Origin of the sequence: Roseimaritima sediminicola, from assembly GCF_009618275.1 — a bacterium.
In the GTDB taxonomy this organism is placed as follows: Bacteria; Planctomycetota; Planctomycetia; order Pirellulales; family Pirellulaceae; genus Roseimaritima; species Roseimaritima sediminicola.
Window position 1 is genome coordinate 77,429 of sequence record NZ_WIAD01000017.1, and the last position, 18,705, is coordinate 96,133.

An 18,705-nucleotide genomic window follows, 5' to 3' on the forward strand; every position below is an offset into this window, starting at 1 on the left:
CAGTGCCCGCTTTTTCGGTGATTGGTGAACTATGCGGCATGTCCCTATCGCAACTTTACAGCATGGCAGACAGTCGCTAGATCGAAATGCTGTTGAACAGTCTAGGCGATGCAAGAGCGACATTACTGCGTGTGCCGGCCACGATCTGCTGGTGCAACGGGGGCTCCAGGAAGCAGGATCCAACGTCCCACCCGGATGGCCACTAATGTGGGAGAACGCTGTCACCTCTAGGTGTGACGCGCTTCGGGCTACTCGCCAAAGATTTGCTCTCCTATTTTCGGCACGAGTGGTCCACTGGTGCCATGTGCTGCAGTCTGGCCGTTTTGCCGCTCCATTACATTACGAGGAGATCGATCGTGACTTTCCGATGCGTCACACACGCCAGCCTGTATTTTTTGATGATGGTTTTGCTCAACACAGCGTCGCTTAGTTTTGCGGATGAACCACCATCGGCTTCAGTTGGCAATACTAACTTTAGTAACGATGTGGAACTGGCCGAACGGTTTGCCCGGAGGAATTCAATTTGCAGAGAGTCCCAAGAACAGTTCCAGCGGGGTAACTTCGACACAGCGATGAGAATTATGGAGACCGTCCTTGAATTGGATACTTCTTTGTTTGGAGATGTTCACGAAGTACTTATAGGCACTCACAATACTTTGGCAAACATTGCTAATGCAGCCGAAGACTGGGCCGGCGAGATCCACCATCGCCAGCATGCCTTCATAATCGCCCAACAGCTGTTTGAGAATAATGACTACCGCCTTGGTGATTTGAAACGCGCATGGGAAGACGCTGTTACTATCTCGCAGCTAACTGCCGAATCAAGACACCTGCTCCAATCTGCTCTCGCCAAAGGAGCCGTTTGCCAGTCTCTTTCCCAGCAGGGTCGATACGCTGAAAGCCTAGGAATCGCCAGCGAAAGCCTTGACCATCTCAGGTCAATACTTGGTAATGAACATCCTGTCTGCGCCGATCGTTTATTTAATATAGCGGGTTTGCTTGTGAATATGAGCGACTACGAAAGGGCGGAGTCCTTTTACCTGGAAGCCTCCACGGTTAGAGCGAAAGTGCTCGGTAAGGAGCATCCTCATTACGCTACTGGTATCAACGGCTTAGCAACGTTGTATCTGCGGTTGGGCGATTATGATCTAGCGGAGCCGTTATGCCGAGAGGTTCTTGGGATTCGTGGAAAAGTGTTAGGCAAAAAGCATGCAGACTATGCCGCCAGTGTATATAGATTAGCAAATTTATATGGCAGCACAGAGGATCACGCCCAAGCTGTTCCGCTGTACCGCGAAGCTTTGGCATTTTTTGAAAAGGAAGTCGGCAGCGAACATCCTCTCTACGTCGATATTCTAAGCAAGCTAGCAGGATCTCATGTAGGAATGGGCGATTACTCTCGTGCTGCGACGCTACACCATGAAGTTCTGGCGACTCGGAGAAAAGTGCTGGGCATTAAGCATTCCGACTGTGCCGACAGTCTGAACAGCTTGGCAGGTATACATTACAGACTCGGGGAATACTCCGAGGCTGAATTGCGGCAACAGGAGGCTATGGCAATTCTTGAAAAGGCCCTCGGCAAGGAACATCCTCAGTATGCGGCTTCTATGAGCAATATGGCGAATATATATATGGGTATGGGAAAGTATGCTCGGGCCACTCTTCTGCAGCAGCAAGCCTTAGCGATTACTGAACGAGAGTTAGGTAAGGAACATCCCAACTACATCACCGGACTACTTGGCCTTGCAGAGCTTTGTTTTCGAATTGGCGATTATCCAAGAGCCAAAATGCTGTGGCGTGAGTCTTTAGCTCTCGCCGATAAGACGACGGGTCAGGAGAGTCGCCAGTACTGTAGTAGTTTGGAAGGGCTAGCGAGCGTCTATAAAAAGACAGGCGAATACGCTCAAGCGGCTACACTGCATCAACAAGTCTTGGTTATCCGCGGCAGGCTGCAAGGCAAGGGTCATCCCGATTATGCTGTTAGCCTAGCCGCTCTAGCGCAGTTATATCACATGCTAGGCGATTACCTGCAAGCGGAGCCATTGTATCGAGAGGCTTTAGCAATCCAGGATGAAGTGTTGGGAAGGAAACATCCTGCGTACGCACGTAGTTTGAATGGTCTGGCGTTACTGTTTGACCATCGGGGCGACTGCCGTCGGGCTGATCCGCTATACCGGGAGGCGATGGCAATTCTGGAGGAAGCGGTGGGCAAGGTGCACTCCGATTATGCCAACTGTCTTAACGATTACGCGGGGATGCAGCAATTTGTGGGCAATTACCGACGGGCAGAATTGCTATTGCAGGAGGCTTTGTCGATCCAGGAAGAAATAGTAGGTAAGGAACATTCTGACTACGCGGTTTGCTTGAGCAATTTGGCAGGTTTATATGTGCGTATGGGCAATTACCGCCGTGCGGAGGCTCTTTTTCGAGAGGCATTGGGGATTGTACATGCCGTTTTAGGCAAAGGGCATTATAGTTACGCGTTTATTGTCCATGATATGGCGGAGTTGTGTCGTGATATCGGTGATTACGGCCGGTCTGTTAGTCTATTTAAGGAAGCCCTGGCGGCCCGGGAACGATTGCTGGGTGATATGCATCCTCTTTGCGCCGATACAATGAGCGGCCTGGCAGGTACATATTTCAAGAATGGAGATTTTAACCGAGCTGAGCCGCTGTTCTGCGAAGCCCTGGCGATTCATAGAGAAACGTTTGGGCCGGATCACCCTACATTTGCGGTTAGTCTCAGCAATCTTGCTGCGCTGTACTACTCCATGAGCGACTTTCCACGTGCTAAGTCCCTTTACGAGCGCGCGATCGACGTCACGATTGCACATATTGAAGACACATCGTTGGTACTTTCGGAGCAGCAGCAATTGGCGATGGGGAAAGCACTTCGCTACCAACTTGACGGCTATTTACGATGTTGCCTCGATGGTAATTTGGCTCCGCGAGCCGCAATCTCGCGGAGCGTCGCATGGAAAGGGGCGACACTAGTTCGGCAGCGGGCCTTGCGAAAGGCTGCGGCGGACCCTGCCATCGCTGGCTCGTTTTCAGAGCTTCGAACGCTTGCCCAGCGTCTTTCAGCGTTAAGCCAATCGGTTCCCGGACCCGAAGGCCTGCAGGCTTGGAATAACCAGTTGGCTGAGCTTGTAGACCAGAAGGAAAAGCTCGAGCGGTCGCTTATGCAGAAGAGCGCCGCGTTTCGAGAAGCTGAGCAAAGGGTCGCACTAGAGGACATCGAGGCAGCTCTTCCTGATAATGCGGTCCTCGTAGATTATTTGGAGTTTGCCGGGCCGGACGGTCCCGCTTTACTCGCGGCGGTAATTCGTGCTGGTGCGGAACCCGTCTTGCTGAGTCTCGGTTCGGCCACCAGAGCCGAGGAATCGATTGTTGTATGGCGGCAATCATACGGTGTGAAACCCACTGCCGAGGCGGCCGGCCAGATGCTGCGCGACCAGCTGTGGGAGCCCCTACGGCCATATCTTGACGACTGTGACCTAGTCATGGTGTCTACCGATGGAGTGCTCGGACGCTTGCCTCTAGCAGCGTTACCTGGCAGCGAGTCAGGCACGTATTTGATCGAGGATCATCGGCTAGTGACGATTCCGGTGCCGCAGCTCTTGCCGGTATTAGTCCGCAGTGATCTTCCTCGTTTGGAAAGAGATTTGTTGTTGATGGGGGATATTGACTATGAGGAGAGTAGCGAACAGCTCGTGCCTCAGGCGCCGTCGCAAACCCCTCGTCAACGGCGTTGGAATCGTTCAGGGTTGCCGCGTGCGGTACGTGGAGAGAAAAATTGGAAACCACTCACTGAAACTCGGAATGAAGTCGAGTTTATTGGCGGACTTTATCGCCGCCTGTACCAGCCTGGCCAGGATGCCATAGTCGATCTGCGACAGGCGGAGGCGACCGAGTCCGCCTTCATCGCATATGCTCCGCGCTCGATGTTTGTGCACTTAGCCACACACGGCTTTTTTGCTGCTCCACAAGTCAAATCGACGCAATCGCCGAAGCTGATCGCAGGGTATGGACGATCAGGTAGTCTCTTTTACCGGCAGCGCCGTGAAATGGTGCGAGGCTTTAGTCCTGGGCAGCTCTCAGGGCTGGTGTTTGCCGGTGCAAATGATCCGCCCCCCATTGACCCGTTCCAAGAAACTTCACCAGACGACGGAATCTTAACCGCTGATGAAATTGCATCTTTACCGATGGAGGGAGTTCGGTTAATTGTTTTGTCCGCTTGCGAGACAGGGTTGGGCGAAGTGGCTGGCGGAGAGGGATTACTGGGGATCCAAAGGGGCTTCCAAGTGGCTGGAGCGCGAAGTACCGTTGCCAGCTTGTGGAAAGTTAACGACGCAGCGACAAGGCGGTTGATGCAGGAGTTCTATACCAACTACCTTGACAAGGAGATGAGTCTCGTTGATGCCTTGCGAGAGGCACAACTGTGGGCAATTCGTAATCCAGGTGACGTACCCCGTGGCGATGCACTGGTTTTTACCAGTGCCAAGAACCACGAACCAGCTAGGTTGTCGCCGCAGTTTTGGGCCGCTTTCGTGTTGTCCGGTGATTGGAGATAGATGATGCAACAGTTTTTTAGAAACCTCCGTTTATGCGTGTCGAAAGAGTGCTGCAGAAGAGAATAGCTTATTCAGAGCCTAACCGAACAGCTGATGAGCAACACTATGCATTACGACGTGAAGCGACATTAGAGGAAAGGTAGCTGCGCCAGTGATAGTGCATGTTGAGGCCAACTGTTTAGCAGGCCGGGATATTCCCTTCCGGCCAATTAGCGGTCGAAGGTTTTCGGCTAGGTTTTAGCGAGGTGCTACCCGCATAGACCGTTTGCGAAGGATCCGAATGACGAGCGGAACCCACCCTTATCGAGAAGTACAGGGTGCATCTCGTCCATTCGGTTTGCCTGCCTTCTTTCCTGTGAAACGTCCCTTGTTTAACCTCCTAACCCGGTACTGGAAGATGTGCTTACAGTGTATTCAATCAACTTGCTCGTTGGTATTACTTTTAATCTTCGCGACAACGACCGTGGCCGGTCCGGAGGATCAACTGCGTGAGATCGGAGACTCGATTCGTCACCCGAACACGTTGGAACTGCTTGAACTCGCTGAATCCACGAAAGACGACGCGGGGCTCCCCGACGTTCGACACGGCTTGAGAATCGCTGCACTCATCTATGCCCATTCCACGGGCGATTCAGAGCAGATCCGTATGGCCAGCGAGGCACTGCATGAATCCGAAGCAAAGAAACTGGGATCGTTGGAGGCGCTGAAGAAGCTAGGGCCTGTCCAGTTAACAATTGACCCGACGTCAGTTTCATCGGATGTGTTGACGATTGTTGCTCAGATTCGCAAGCAGATTGTTCAAGCGGCAATGATAGGGAATGCGACCAGAATTCGAGACCAATTAAAACCGTTCGAGCAATCGCGGCTTCCGGGTTCGGTAACCCAGGCCATGACTAGATACGCCAATGACGCAATGGCTGTGGCAAAACTGGTTCCGCCGTCACCGCTCAAAATCGCAGTAGAAATCTCTGCCGCAGTAGAGCTTCAAGATGCCCTTGCCGAGGACCAATCTTGCGAGGAGCTCGCTACCTACATCGAAGCGAGCCCCGAAGAACGCAAGCAAATGGCTCGCTCTCGCGAGGGCAAGACAAACAAGTTCGACCTCATGAAGCAGGTCGTCGCAGGCCGACCTGCTCTCGTTGAGGCTATCTCTAAAATTCGAGAACAATACTGGGCGAGCGAAATAACACGAGGTGAAGCGATTGTAAAAATGCAGGAAGCAATCGGAAACTCACTCGATCTGAAAATGAAGCGAGCAGTCATCTACTGGCAGATGAAAGAACTTCGGCAGGAGAAGACTGCGGCTGAATGGCAAAGCACTATCGAGCGAAATAAAGCTAGCACACAAGAACTGCACGATCGCACGTTCGAAGACATTTCCCCGACCTGGCCCGCTATATTTCAGCATGCAGAATTGCGTTTGGAAGCTGATCGATTGTTGCACGCAATTCGCTCCTACTCACCGCAAGACTCGGGCCTGTTGTCCACCTGCTATACAAAATGCAAAGTCTCCATTCGAAAATTGGATCGTGCATTGCATAATCCCTTGCCGGGTTTAACCGTCGAGCAACAAGCAATGCTGCGGACATATCTTTGGGAACTGGAAGAAGAGCTTCAGAGACCTTTCGATAAGGAAGGGCCCCTGTATGCTCTTGCGACTCAGCAGGGAAAGCAACTAGCTGGGACAATCGCTGAGGTGAACGGACAGAACGACAACTCCAGCATAGACAACCGTCGCGAGTCGACTATTACCCTGACCCTCTCCGGCGACGAAAGGAATCTTGCAAGTTTTGCTGTCTACCAATCTGTGTTAGGTTCCATGGCACGGGCGGGAACGAACCGCGGCCAGTTAGCAGAGATAGCGAAAATGATTCGTGAATCCTCCTTGCTTAATGACGAGCATCGTGAGTCGCTGCAGGATATCGGATCAAGGATCTACCGCGGGGAAATTGACACGTCGAAACTATCCGGGCTCGACGATCCTGTAAGCACGCTGGTACGTATTTCAGGAGTCGTTGATAGCGGCAGCTTTGGTGAGGGATTGCCAGAAAGCATTCGCGAAGAAGCGTTCCAGATCTTGCTTGCAAATTTCAATCGCAAGTCATCCAGTAACTAGGAGAGAAGGTCAATGAGAATTCCAGGGCGATTAAATTTCTTTTCGTGGATCGCATTGTCTGTTCGAGATTGCAAGTTTCTTGTTTTGATTCTTATGGCAGTAACTTTCGGTATCAATGCCAGAACGGGCCGTTGCCAAGAGTCAGAGCAAGCGAGTGCAATAAGTGATCCCGCGGGCGACAGTGAGACGCAACCGGAAAGGAATCCACAGGATTCGCTCGACGCTGCTTTTGCCCGATACCTTTCTTACGCTGAAATCGTGGCCGCGTGGCAGGACTTAAACTCCCAAGGCCTTGTTGACACGACCCTCAGTCTGCTCAATGCCGAATCTGTGTTGCGACGTCCGTGCCTCCAGGTTCCAACAAAAGAGTTGGTCAGCGGGGCCGCGATACTTGCTGCCTTCCGTGACGATCAAGGCTCCTTGGATCGATTACGCGATGGGATCTCTGGACAACCTAACACAGAAGAACTCCAGCACCTGACCGAAAAATCCATCGAGGCAGGTACGGCCGTGCGAGCTGCATTGCCTATGCAAATCGGCGACACTGCCTTGTCCAGTTTTCACCGCGACTTGGTCGCCGCAGCGCTGGCCGGCGACACGAAAGAAATAGAGTCGATTGCGCAAGTTGCACAACAATTTACCGAGGTAGACGTCGAGTTGCGTCGCCAATTGGCGAAGGCGAGCGTCGAGGCCTTGGCAATTGTCGGATCGCTTAGGAAAGCGGAAAGCCCGTCAGCGACATGGATTAATCAACTCGCTGGTTATGTACGAGAAGTTGCGCTCAGTGACGTCTCATCAGATAATCCTGACGAGCCACGGGAGCGGGGCGGGCCAATTCACTTTACCGCTGTCACAGGCGCCTGGCAGGCTACTAGCGGGCAATACCAACAAGTGTTTGTTTTTAAACCCGACATGACTTTCCTGTTCATCCAGCGAAATCCGGTCTGGGGCATGGAAATGAGTCGCAACCAAGGGCGGTATCGCTGGCAACCGGCAGGGTCAGACCGCGGGTACATTACCATCTACGGCCAGAATGGAACGATGGGACCGATTTGGGTGCAAATTGGGGCAGGCTCCCAGCAGATGCGGATTCAGTTTACTGGACTAACTGGAACGTACAAACGAACAATGATGCCAATGTGGTAGGAATCCAGCAATGAATATTCGACTTGCGAGAAGCTTAGTAACATCGTTTGCTCTGGCGGCATTTATTTTCGGAAACAAAGTCGGGATATGTGTCGAAACGGATTCGTTAGAGGTTCGCCGTTTGGCTTTGTTGATCGGCATCAATGACTATCCTTCGTTGCCAGAATCAAAACAGTTAAGAGGTTGCGTCAACGATGTTCAGCTAATGCGTGAAACGTTAATCGATCGTTCAGGATTTTCCAAATGCGATATTATTGAGATCACGAATGAGCAGGCGACACGAAGTGGGATTTTTCGTGCATTTGATAAACTTGCCTTGCGGGTCGATCAGGCAAATGACCAGGGGAAGACCGCGTCTGTCGTTTTTCATTTCAGCGGCCATGGGTCACAAGTGCTCGACCAGCTTAGCGGACCTGGCCGGGATGAGGCGGATTACTTCGATCAAACGATTGTGCCTTACGACGCAGAAAGTGAAGGGGGCACCAAAGATATTCGTGATGACGAACTTAACGCTTGGACAGGACGATTGACTAGACATGCGGGTAACCGCGTGCTTGCCATCTTGGATTGCTGCCATAGCGGAACCGCCTTACGGGGCTCAGGTGGGCGCACCCGTCAACTGGACCGAGCGTACGAACGTCCCTCGAAAGCCGCATTCGGTGAGCCAGTACCCTCGCCGCTTCCTCGCAATGTTGCCGTCATTTCGGCTTGTTTGGCGACGGAAACAGAATCCGAGTGCGTTATTGCAGGGCGAGATTACGGCCTGTTGACGGCACATCTTTGCAAGCTGGCCAGACAGATACAGCCCCATGGTAGTGTGCGGCTTCGCGATCTACCGGAACTATTACGGTGGCAGTATCTGGGACGTTCGACGCCTGCCGTTCCGCCGCACCCGCAAGTTGAACTGGCGAGCAACACCGAATCGATGCCGCTATTATTCTTGACGGGAACGTCAAGTGCAAATTCAGCACTGGGAGTGTTGGAGATTAGTGAGTCTGGCATTGGTGTTCTCAATCGTGGCATGATTGACGGTGTCACGTCCGGGACCGAGTTAAAGATCATTGGTCAGGTTGGTTCCGTGCCTGGTTCCCTTAGTCCCGATGCTTATCGCGCAACTGTGATCTCGGCAGGTTCAACGAAAAGTCGAGCACGAGTGGTTCAAAAAGATGCAACCGCCATTGGTGACTCAGTACCGCTACAACCCGGTAAGTATCTGGTGGTACAAGAGCAACGCGATGCGATGCCACGCATTCGCGTATTCGTCACACTTGATCCAGACAGCGCGAACCTGAGAGAAGACTGGCAAAACGCCTTGTCGGGGCCTGCGATTCGCTTGGTCAATGCTGCAGATCAAGCCGACCGGATCCTGCGGATAGAACCTGGCCGTGTTCATATTGAGCATGTAAAGCATGCAGTAAACGCTCCGGAACTATCATTGGTAGCATCCGCTCGTGATGGACGCGACTCGGCCGTACTTGCCAACTCGATTGTGCTGGAGCGATCGGCCGACCGAAGCGATCGCAGCCTTAACGCGTGGCAAGCGAAGCTTGCTCATCGCTTACGCGAGATCGCTGCGGACGATTTCCTGATGAAGCTGGTCGCCAAACAGGCGACCAAAACAATTAACCGAGATTCAAAGGAGACCGAACCCGACGTGGAAGTGGTTGTTTCTAAGACCATGCCGCCTGCGGGACAGTTCCCAGATTTGAAGCCGTGTGCGTCGAAGGAAGCGGGAATCGTGGTTCTCGAGACAGGCGATCTCTATGCGCTCAAGATTTTCCATCCTCTCGCGGGCAAACAAGAGATCTATGCTACGATCATTCATTTTGATCCGCTGGGTGAAATATCGATCATGTGTCCTCGGGAATTCTCAAGGACCGAAATCGATCTGCAACGAATCGACGCCGAGAAAGGTTTGCTTTCTTCGATTTTCATGTGCAACGGCGACGCCCTGTTAGACGTTGCGGATCCGGAATATGAGCCTCCGGTGCAGGGCGTTCACAAAGCAATTGTTTTGTTTGGTGTCGAGCCGCCAGATCTCTCAAGTCTGAAGGACTTTTTAAGACCTGGACGAACTGCAGGACACTCCAAACCTAAAGGCATACGAGTTGAATTTAACCGAGGAGAAACTCGTGGTGAAGAAGACGATGACGAACTATGGTGGGATGCAAGAGTCGTTCATTGGATCAGTCGCTAAGCACAGTCTCAGGCCAAGTGGGGAGTTTAAGGTAGCAGCAACTTCTTTCTTGTTTGTATTGACGCTTACCTCGACTCTGGGTCTACATGATCGAATCACAGCAGCTGAAGGCGACCCACAAATAACGGTGCCCACGCTTCAGCAAGGCCGCGCGATTTTGGCGAGAGATATGCTCCATCAGCAGTGCCTGCAGGCTCAGCAAGAGAAAGAATGGCAGCGATTGAGTCGATTGGCGAAGCAAGCACTCTCAGAAGAACAGCAAGCATTTGGTGCTGATTTTGAGGGTTCTATTGCAACTCGGCTATATCAAGAGCTTGCCGACGTCGCCTTGGGCAAGCAGACTGTCTTTATTCGGCAAGCAAAAAACGACTTCGAAGCGTTTTTGCAGCGGGAATCGTTGCGGTCGCAACAACTCGGGGACACGAACGTAGATGGCGAAACACGATTAAAGGCGCTTGCGAAGAGCGGTGAAAAGCTTCTGGCACTCTTAGACGAGTATATTAAACTTTCTGTCAAGGCTGAACAAAGTTTCCGAAACGCAGAAACTACTAACGACTACTCAGAAGCTGAGAGGCTTTTTGCGAGATTGTATCAGCTTGAACGGGATGTCATCAAAGACCTGCGCTCAGACGAGAAGTCGTCCGATGCTCATCAAGCGGCTAACGTTGTGCTTGCAGTATCTGCGTCTACGACTGCTCAATTCGGTTACGTGAAGGCCGAGGTAGGCGATGCTGAAGCCGGATTAGAACTTCTGAGGGAAGCATTTTCGATTGTATGTGATGTCGAGCCATTCTGGTACCTGGATACTGGAGAGAACGAGGAAGAAATTACTTGGATTGTCACTCAGTTGCTATTCTTGCTCGAAAACGAACTCTATAGCCAAAGGTCGATTGGCAGCTGGAGATCCGCAGTCCAGATCGCAGATGAAATGTTACCGCTCGCAAATAAACTTTGGAATAGCGATCATCACTATCGGGCTCTACGAAGCGAAGCAAATGAATTGACGCAGAAACCGAAAGACGCTCAGAATCGCTACGCCAAAACGGTTCTCGAGCAAGTTGAGTTTGAGTCGGCGATCAGTGGACGTCGTTTCCCTGAAGCCATCGAGATCGGTGCAAGAATTGTTGACGAGCGTACCAGCATCCTTGGTCCTGACTGCGTCGAGGCGGCGAAAATCAATCAGACACTTGGAGCTCTCTATTGGACACAGCGCGATTATGCCAATGCTTATTCGCGTCTTGCTGATGCAGCCCTCGTCTTTGCAAAGCACCTGCCTCGCGACGACCATTGGCTCAAAGCATCAATGAGCGATCTTTACGTAAACGCAATCTCGTTAGCTCAATTGACTGAGCAGCCGTCGGATCTTGTGCCGCGACTTGAGAGGGTGGTCGACTCTCTGGCGGAACTGTTGACGGAAGAGCACTTTGGCGTTGCTGAAGGCAGGCTCTGTTTAATAAGCGTACGACGCATTATGGCAATGAACGCCGAAGAACGGGAGGCTTATGCCTCGCTAACTGCTGACGCCGTTGAACGGGATGCACTTTGGAGCAACGGCAGATATCCAGAAGCTGCCAAGGTTGGGAAAGCTTTGACCGATCAGGCCAAGCAACTTTTCGGTGAACCTTCTGCTCAGCACCTCGTTCATCTACGAGGCTACGCTAACTCTCTGGCAAATTCGGGCAATGCCGAAGCGTCTCTAGCGCTCTATACAGATCTCCTGGAGCAATATGATGTGCCTCCGTTCAATCGCACGTCAAGCTTCCATTGGAGTTATCACGGGATGGCGCATACGTTGAGTATGATCGGAGAAAGGCGGAACAATGAGGAGGCTCTGAAATGGCTTGCCAAAGCGAGGCATCTGGCCGCCGAGACACTTGGCGAACGAACGAATGCTTATGCAAGCCATTTAGAAATGGAAGCTCAAATTCTTCGAGACAATTTGAACGCTCCCGCCAAGGCACTGCAAAAATACCAAGAAGCGAATTCGATTCACGAAGCCACCTATTGGAACCAGGACAGCTTTGATTACTGCCAAGGCCTTGTAAACGTCGGATTGTGCCAAAATGAATTGCGGCTTTGGGAAGCCGCCGAGCAACAATTGAGGCTCTCGTTAGAGATTCGCGAGCGAAATAATTATCAGAACCCACGAATGCTGGCGTGGAATCTATGGGCGCTGGGGAGAAATGCGTTCGATCAACGTCATTTTGCTGAAGCGAGGGACTTTTTCACGCGTGTTCTGGAAATTAAAGAGGGGCACACGCCCGCTGCCAACGACATTCCGTCCGTCTATGGACAACTGTTGGCGGCTTCAACATTCGATAGCGGCGTTGGAGGCGACTCCAAACAAATTCTCAAGCAATTTCTTGACCGACGAGGCCGGATCTACCACGACCGCCCCGAGGATTTTGCTGATGAATGTCGCGACGCCGCGCAGGGGCTTTTCGAAAGTCCTGGCTCGGCGCTGGGAGGAGAGATGACGAGGGAGCGGCAGGACCTCTTGGAGAAGTTGGTAATCGTCGGCCTCCAATCCTATGAATCGGCTGGAATATCGAATGACTGGCGGATCCTTGAATTGGAAAGAATGCGCGGGTATGCGGCGGAGTTGCTTGATGAGCGAGAGCGCGCCTTCGTTATCTACCGTGAATTGCTTGAGCAGGCTCAGGCCCTGGAAGATCCTCCGCATGGTTTGATCGGAGGCCTTCACATCGGGCTTTCCAACTTGCACCAGAGCGAATTCGCACTCGACCGAACGCTGCAACATCGCAGGCTCGCGCGTGAGGCACTGGAACAAGGAGGATTCGGCGAGCATTCAATGCGAGTTGCCGATGCACTCAAGGGCGAGGCGGATACACTACTCGCCCTCGGCGACTATTTGCGGGCTGAGGAATTGACTCAGCGTGCTGCAGATATTTTCGGTGAACTTGGGCATCCGATGCAGGCCGAGATTTACCAGCAGCTGGCAAGAATTCATTCGCATCGCCGAGACTACGATCGTGCGGAACGATATCTTTATGCGGCGCGGGCCCATTTAAGTGAACTTGGCTCGCATCAGGAGCTTGATCTTAGAATTCGCCTCTGGCTAGCCAAGTTGATGCTTGCGAAAGGCGAGTTTTCGCTGGCCCTGGAAACGGCAAGCCAACTAATCGAAGGTGGATCGGGCGTGTCGGATTTGCAGTTGAATGTATCGGCACGTTCGATCCGCGGAATCGCGCGACTAGGGTTGAGAGAAGCTCAAGCGGCTTACGAAAGCCTTGCGGAGGTACTGGCGGAAGTCGAGCAAAGCCCTCTAATGCAAGCGTCGGAAGAGACCCGTGCAGCTTACGCGGCGGCGTGCGATCGTGTCGGTAACCGGCAAGAGGCAAAGCGACAGTTTCGTTTGCTGATCAGCGAATTGACCAAACAGCACGAGGTCTTCGGAAATGTCCTGTCCGAGCGACAAAAACTTGAACTGCGGTCGAAGATTCATCAGGCCGCAAGCGTGTACGTTTCGCATGCAATTGAAACAGATTCTCCTCTTGCGGAATGCTACCAAACAATCATGCCTTTGAAGGGACTTGTAACGGCAAGGCAGCGATTTCAAAACGCTTCCGATAAGATGTCTTCGCCGCAACTGCGAAGTCTCTCGGAACAAATTGATCAAATTAATCAGGAGTTGTCGTCGCTTCTCTTCGGCAATGCCGTTGCGAACCAAAAACAGTCCGTCGAACGAATTGGACAACTTACCGAACAACGTGAGTCACTGGAGCTTAGGCGAAATACCCTGCAGAAAAATGTCGGAGATCCATCCACTCTCTTGGTTTCGGAGGTCCGCCTGGAAGAGCTCCGAAAACTGCTGAAGGAAGACGAGGCTCTGATCGACTTTGTCGCCTACACTCACTATGACGACCCTGGACTGCCTGATTCTAAAAAGGAAGACCGCTTGCTGGCGTTTGTAATCACGAAAAAATCTCTTCATGCCGTGCCGCTGGGACAGGTCGATCAATTGGAATCGCTGGTGAATCGCTGGCACGAAAAGTTGCGGAGCGGCTCGGGGAAGGAGTTTGGTGCCGTGAATCAAGAACTTGCTGATCGTGTCTGGGATCCGATCAAAACCTACGTGGGTGAAGCACCCGAAGTGCTCCTGAGTCCCGATGGCCCACTCTCGAAAGTCTCGTTCGCGGCGCTGCCATCGGAGAACAGCGGATACCTCATTGATGAGCGAGTCTTTGTTTCGGTCAGTGCACCTCGTCTTCTGATTCAGACGCGTTTTCGTGAGGTAATTTCGGAAAAGCCTGCTCTACACGCGCAGGACAAAGGTACGCTCCTCTTAGTAGGCGGTGTGAATTACGATTCGCGATCGAGCGCGCCCGGCAGCGTGCAGCCGACGCTCGAACTCGTGACGGCCAATTCTGCCGGTTCGACGCCCCGCGGCACGGCTCTGCGGTCTGCCAGTTCTGTCACTAGTTGGTCCTATTTGCCAGGCACCGAGGAAGAAATTCAGCAAGTGGCCTCGCTGGCCAAAAATGCTCAGGTTGCTTCATCAACGGTGACACTTGACGGAGCAGATTCAAGTGAATCTGCGATTGCAGAGCTTGCCAGTGGAGCTACGTGGATGCATCTGGCGACCCATGGTTTTTTTGCGGAGTCAAATGTGGACTCAGGCGGATGGGCCTTCCAATCCTTGAGTCGTCAATCGGTTGTCGGGTTTGATCCACGATTGTTGACAGGTATCGTATTAGCCGGAGCGAATCGCCCTGACGAATCTAGCAGGGAAGACGGCATCCTCACAGCGGCTGAAATCGAGCGTCTAGACTTATCCAACACGGAACTGGTTGTTCTATCCGCATGTGAGACAGCGCTTGGCGAAGGACGCAGCGGTGAGGGCGTCATGGGGCTACAGCGTTCACTGCACTCGGCCGGATGCAAGCACGTAATTGCGAGTCTTTGGAAAGTCGACGATCAGGCAACAGCGATCCTGATGACGGAATTCTACCGTCAATTATGGGAGCAAGGAAAATCGCCCGCTGAAGCGCTCCGCTCAGCTCAGCAACAACTGAGTCGATCCCGCGTTGATAGCCAAGGCGGCATCCGCGGAGACTCTCGACTCAACTTCGAATCGCCAAAACTACAGCAAGCTTCCCAGCGAAGACTATCACCGCGATATTGGGCAGCTTTTTGTCTCTCCAGCAACTGATCTGTGGATGAAACGCTCGAGAAGATGAAAACACTTTGACACAGGATTGAACGATGCGGATACTGTGGATGATTGGCGGAATCTGGCTGATGGTTGCGGCTCCATTGCGAGCCCAGGTGGATGAACTAGAACTGCCGTTAACCTACTCCGATACATTTGCGGGCAGCACACTGGAGGAGTATGAAACGCACGGCAAGGTCCAGTGGCAAACCGGGCGTCTGACTCTAGCCCAAGACGCGAAAGTCACTAAGGGCATCGTCGGTGGCTCTCACTTGGAGATCGAGCTACGAATTGACTGGACCGAGGTCAAGCAGGAGCGTCCGAGCGCTTCATGAAACCCATCCAACGCTGCTTCAGGCCTGCTGCCAAGTGTCTCACGTATTCGGTTCGCACACGCTGCTAGAACTATGACAGTTACGAGAGTTCTGCAGCGGAAATTCTAATTGTCGACCGCCGGGAAACTAATTGTCGCTTGAGGGCTGTTCGGGCGTTTCCACAAATCTCTGCTTTTGAGGCGACCATTGCCAAGACCGCCCGCTGATCGTATTCAATCGAAACAGTTCGAACGCAATGGCTTGGTCGATCCCGTTTGCAACTTCGGATTGCGTGTGGCGTACGATCACTTCATAGTGGTATTCACCCTGGGGCGGAGGAATCGTAGGGAGCTGTTTCCATGTCCAGTCTTTTAACTCCCAGATCATCCCGCTTTTGGTATGAAAGCGGTAAGCAACGTAATGGTCGCCGACTGGTCGACTGATCAGACGGAAGCCGCGTTGAGGTGTCGAGTCCTTTTCCCCACTCTGCCTAAGCAATTCGAACTTTCCATCTAGCAAGACCCAAGATTCTCCCGAGTTACTATCGAGTCGCATAACCGTCCATCCCGGTTCCGTCTTGGGGGCAACAATACCTCCCAATGGGTTTCGGCCGCCCATAGCTACTTGGCGGTGATAAGTCAATATTACGTATTGATAATCACTTTCTGGAAGCGAATCGTCTGTCGCAATTCGTTGCCACTGGTTTTCTTCATTGTGAAACCATATCTTGGCGGTCTTCGGCTGATACCGAATCATTACGAATCCATTACGGACGCTTTCGGCGACAAACTTGAAGTTCTCCTGACCCGTGTCGGCGTACGATGCAAGATTGGCGATTCCAAAAATAGATACGAGTAGCAGTACGCGGAAAAAACTCATAGCTAGCTGCCGGTTCATTTTGTAGTTCTGGATCAGTTAAGGTTGCTTCCGATCATATACGGTATGAGGCCCTTTCGCGAGCGACTTACAAAACTACGCATCTGTGGTCTTGCCACCGCTGAAGGGGTGGTTTCGTAAGTCCATCCGGCTTCATCGTGGGTAGAGATCGGGTCCACCGCAGTAGAAGTAGATCGCTGTCTTGAAGTTCTCCGGGTTGTGGTATCCACCGACGCGACGCTTGATCGACATGATCTTGCTGTTCATTCCTTCAGCGACGGCGTTGGTGATCCTGTGCGTGCAGTAGCTGACGACATTGGGTAGTCGCTCCCGGATGGTCCGGGCAACTTTCTTAATCGGAGTCAATTTGGTGTGAATGACCCGCTTGTACCAGTCCTTGCAGTAAGCGGTAGCTGAGGCAGCGTCCTCGTGGTGCCAAAGGTCGCGAAGCATCTCCTTGTAAGCCCAGGCCTTGCCCGTCTTGAGCTCCTGAGAATAGATCGCTTCAAACCGCTCTTGCTGCGCGTCCGTCAGACTCTCCTGGCCACTTAGCAATAAGTATCGAGAGCGGGCCAGCCGATCATCGCCGTCAGCTTTAAGTTTGCGGTGTTCGCTACGCCGAACCTTGTCGACCGCCTCGCTGGCTAGCTTCATCACGTGAAAGCGATCGTGAACAATCTTCTGGTCCATCCGGGTTCGTCGTGGGAAAGCCAAGGATGGTGGATTTTCGGAGGCATTGCGGCGGTGTCCGAATGCTTTGCCTGTGGTGTTTTCATCCATTACGTTAAAGTTGCCGCGAGAAACGGAAGCACGCTCTGCGTGGGCGTGGGCTTGCCAGGGATATCGCGGTCGGGGTGCGCCGAAAGGTGTCTCTGGCTGGCGGCAAGCATTGCCTGCCGCCAGCACTTTTGACCCGTTAGACCACACCCTTCGGACACCACCGTTAAGCCTAAAAAAATCCCGCAGTTGGGATGAACCCACGAGAATCCCAGATGGACCCTATATCGCGGGGGGCTACCGGTGGGCGTCCAGTCGCCGCAGGAGGTAGAAACACGTCCTTGATCCAATCCCCTTGTGCATTGGTAAGTGAATGACGTGCCATCCCTGGCTCCTAATTTAGAAGACTGGAATTTTGACCAAAGCATAGTGCGTGATCAAGCAAATTAAGAGAATCGCAATTTAGGGACAGAAATTAGATCCCCGGTTTGCCGGGGACCAGGTCGGTCAGGTCTTCGACTTCGGCCAGGTCGGCCAGCAGGCCGGCGTACTCGCGCAGCGTCTGTTGCAGCTCGGCCAGCTCGCTGCGGAACTCGCGGCACTGCTGAGGATCGTCGAATGCGCCCTCTTCGGCTCGTCGGTGCCAGCGCGCGGTGAAGGGACGGATCTTCTGGTTCAGGATGACGACGGCCAGCCGAGTAAAGTGCTTGCTGTGCCGCCCGTGAGCTTTGATGGTCTCTCGCGTCAAGGGAAACAACGCGTACACGCTGTTCAATGCCGCCTGCTCGGTACCGTCGCTCTCTTCCAGCGGCTGGGTCGTAATCCGGGTGATCAGTTCCACGTACAGATCCCAAGCCGCGTCCCGATCCGGCTGGGCCAGATGGAATTCGGTATCCATGACCTTCGCATTCAGCCGCAAAGAGGCCAGCCCCCACCGCTCCAGTAATGTTCGCCATGTGTATGTAATTGAGTCACCCATTGGTGGTATTATAGACTGGGTCACTGTTGCGGGGCAACTGGTCGCCGGGTGGCAACACAGGGGTCAGATCTATGACAGTAGTTTCATGACGGGTCGTTCCTACAGGGTTTTTCTGAGCCATTCCAAGCAGGACAGCTGGGTCTGCGAATGCATTGGACAGGCGCTAACCCAGGTCGGCATCGAGACTTGCTACGACGCCTATGATTTTGATGTAGGACGTGACATCGGCGCCGAGGTCAAAGAGGGAATCCAGAACTCCGACGAATTATTAATCCTGCTGCCCCCCGCCTCGGTCAACTCCGACTGGGTGCGTCACAAAGCGGGGATCGCGGACGCGTTGGATCTTCCGATCACCCTGGTGCTGATGCACGTTACACTAGAGCAAAGGCCGGCACCGTTGTGTAACCTGCTGGCCATCACCATCAACGAACTGCCCGAGTACGTCGAGCGGTTGCGGAAACAGTTGGAATCTGAAAATGACTGACCCCGCCTCCCCATCAAAACCTCTTCGTGTTGCGCTCAGTTATCCCCAGCGTGGCGCGGACCTGGCTTCGTTCATCGCGGGCAAGCTGAAAGAGATCGGGGTGGACACCGGGCCGTTGCCCACCGATTC

General features: G+C 52.9%; 10 protein-coding genes. 7 read left to right on the forward strand and 3 right to left on the reverse strand.

The features are described 5' to 3' along the window. The first annotated feature begins 356 nt into the window (after positions 1-356). The 6 genes from GE027_RS10805 (at position 357) to GE027_RS10830 (ending at position 15,541) form a co-directional block, all read left to right on the forward strand. The gene (locus GE027_RS10805) at positions 357-4,574 is read left to right on the forward strand and encodes a CHAT domain-containing tetratricopeptide repeat protein (RefSeq protein WP_162006678.1); all 4,218 of its coding nucleotides are present in this window, start codon (positions 357-359) and stop codon (positions 4,572-4,574) included. A 280-nt stretch (positions 4,575-4,854) separates the two neighbouring features. Next, positions 4,855-6,690, forward strand: coding sequence for a hypothetical protein (locus GE027_RS10810; RefSeq protein WP_153557202.1), 1,836 nt, complete (start codon positions 4,855-4,857; stop codon positions 6,688-6,690). A gap of 54 nt (positions 6,691-6,744) precedes the next feature. After that, the gene (locus tag GE027_RS10815) at positions 6,745-7,836 is read left to right on the forward strand and encodes a hypothetical protein (RefSeq protein ID WP_153557203.1); all 1,092 of its coding nucleotides are present in this window, start codon (positions 6,745-6,747) and stop codon (positions 7,834-7,836) included. A 10-nt stretch (positions 7,837-7,846) separates the two neighbouring features. Next, positions 7,847-10,033 carry a caspase family protein gene (locus GE027_RS10820; RefSeq protein ID WP_153557204.1) on the forward strand — a complete coding sequence of 729 codons (2,187 nt, stop codon included), beginning with the start codon at positions 7,847-7,849 and terminating at the stop codon, positions 10,031-10,033. Further along, positions 9,945-15,206 carry a CHAT domain-containing tetratricopeptide repeat protein gene (locus GE027_RS10825; RefSeq protein WP_153557205.1) on the forward strand — a complete coding sequence of 1,754 codons (5,262 nt, stop codon included), beginning with the start codon at positions 9,945-9,947 and terminating at the stop codon, positions 15,204-15,206. The genes GE027_RS10820 and GE027_RS10825 overlap by 89 nt, the downstream gene beginning before the upstream one ends. 53 nt (positions 15,207-15,259) lie before the next feature. Beyond that, positions 15,260-15,541, forward strand: coding sequence for a hypothetical protein (locus GE027_RS10830; RefSeq protein WP_153557206.1), 282 nt, complete (start codon positions 15,260-15,262; stop codon positions 15,539-15,541). 126 nt (positions 15,542-15,667) lie between these two features. Here GE027_RS10830 and GE027_RS10835 read toward each other — a convergent pair whose 3' ends face one another. From GE027_RS10835 to GE027_RS10845, 3 genes are all read right to left on the reverse strand, one after another. Further along, positions 15,668-16,399 (reverse strand): hypothetical protein, encoded by a 732-nt coding sequence (locus tag GE027_RS10835; RefSeq protein ID WP_153557207.1) that lies wholly within the window; start codon positions 16,397-16,399, stop codon positions 15,668-15,670. Between the two features lie 150 nt (positions 16,400-16,549). Next, positions 16,550-17,176, reverse strand: a complete 627-nt coding sequence (locus GE027_RS10840; protein ID WP_237607457.1) for a transposase — start codon at positions 17,174-17,176, stop codon at positions 16,550-16,552. A gap of 412 nt (positions 17,177-17,588) precedes the next feature. Further along, positions 17,589-18,011 carry a hypothetical protein gene (locus GE027_RS10845; RefSeq protein ID WP_202617387.1) on the reverse strand — a complete coding sequence of 141 codons (423 nt, stop codon included), beginning with the start codon at positions 18,009-18,011 and terminating at the stop codon, positions 17,589-17,591. Between GE027_RS10845 and GE027_RS10850 the strand changes: the two genes are divergently transcribed. Then, positions 18,010-18,576 carry a toll/interleukin-1 receptor domain-containing protein gene (locus GE027_RS10850; RefSeq protein WP_153557209.1) on the forward strand — a complete coding sequence of 189 codons (567 nt, stop codon included), beginning with the start codon at positions 18,010-18,012 and terminating at the stop codon, positions 18,574-18,576. The two genes, GE027_RS10845 and GE027_RS10850, sit on opposite strands and share 2 nt — an antisense overlap. Positions 18,577-18,705 lie beyond the last annotated feature (129 nt).

Excerpts from the sequence above, each read along its gene's own strand:
- GE027_RS10810 (WP_153557202.1), top strand. The coding sequence starts at position 4,855 with ATGACGAGCGGAACCCACCCTTATCGAGAAGTACAGGGTGCATCTCGT.
- GE027_RS10820 (WP_153557204.1), top strand. The coding sequence starts at position 7,847 with ATGAATATTCGACTTGCGAGAAGCTTAGTAACATCGTTTGCTCTGGCG.
- GE027_RS10830 (WP_153557206.1), top strand. The coding sequence starts at position 15,260 with ATGCGGATACTGTGGATGATTGGCGGAATCTGGCTGATGGTTGCGGCT.
- GE027_RS10835 (WP_153557207.1), bottom strand. The coding sequence starts at position 16,399 with ATGAGTTTTTTCCGCGTACTGCTACTCGTATCTATTTTTGGAATCGCC.
- GE027_RS10840 (WP_237607457.1), bottom strand. The coding sequence starts at position 17,176 with ATGGATGAAAACACCACAGGCAAAGCATTCGGACACCGCCGCAATGCC.
- GE027_RS10850 (WP_153557209.1), top strand. The coding sequence starts at position 18,010 with ATGACCTTCGCATTCAGCCGCAAAGAGGCCAGCCCCCACCGCTCCAGT.
- GE027_RS10845 (WP_202617387.1), bottom strand. The coding sequence starts at position 18,011 with ATGGATACCGAATTCCATCTGGCCCAGCCGGATCGGGACGCGGCTTGG.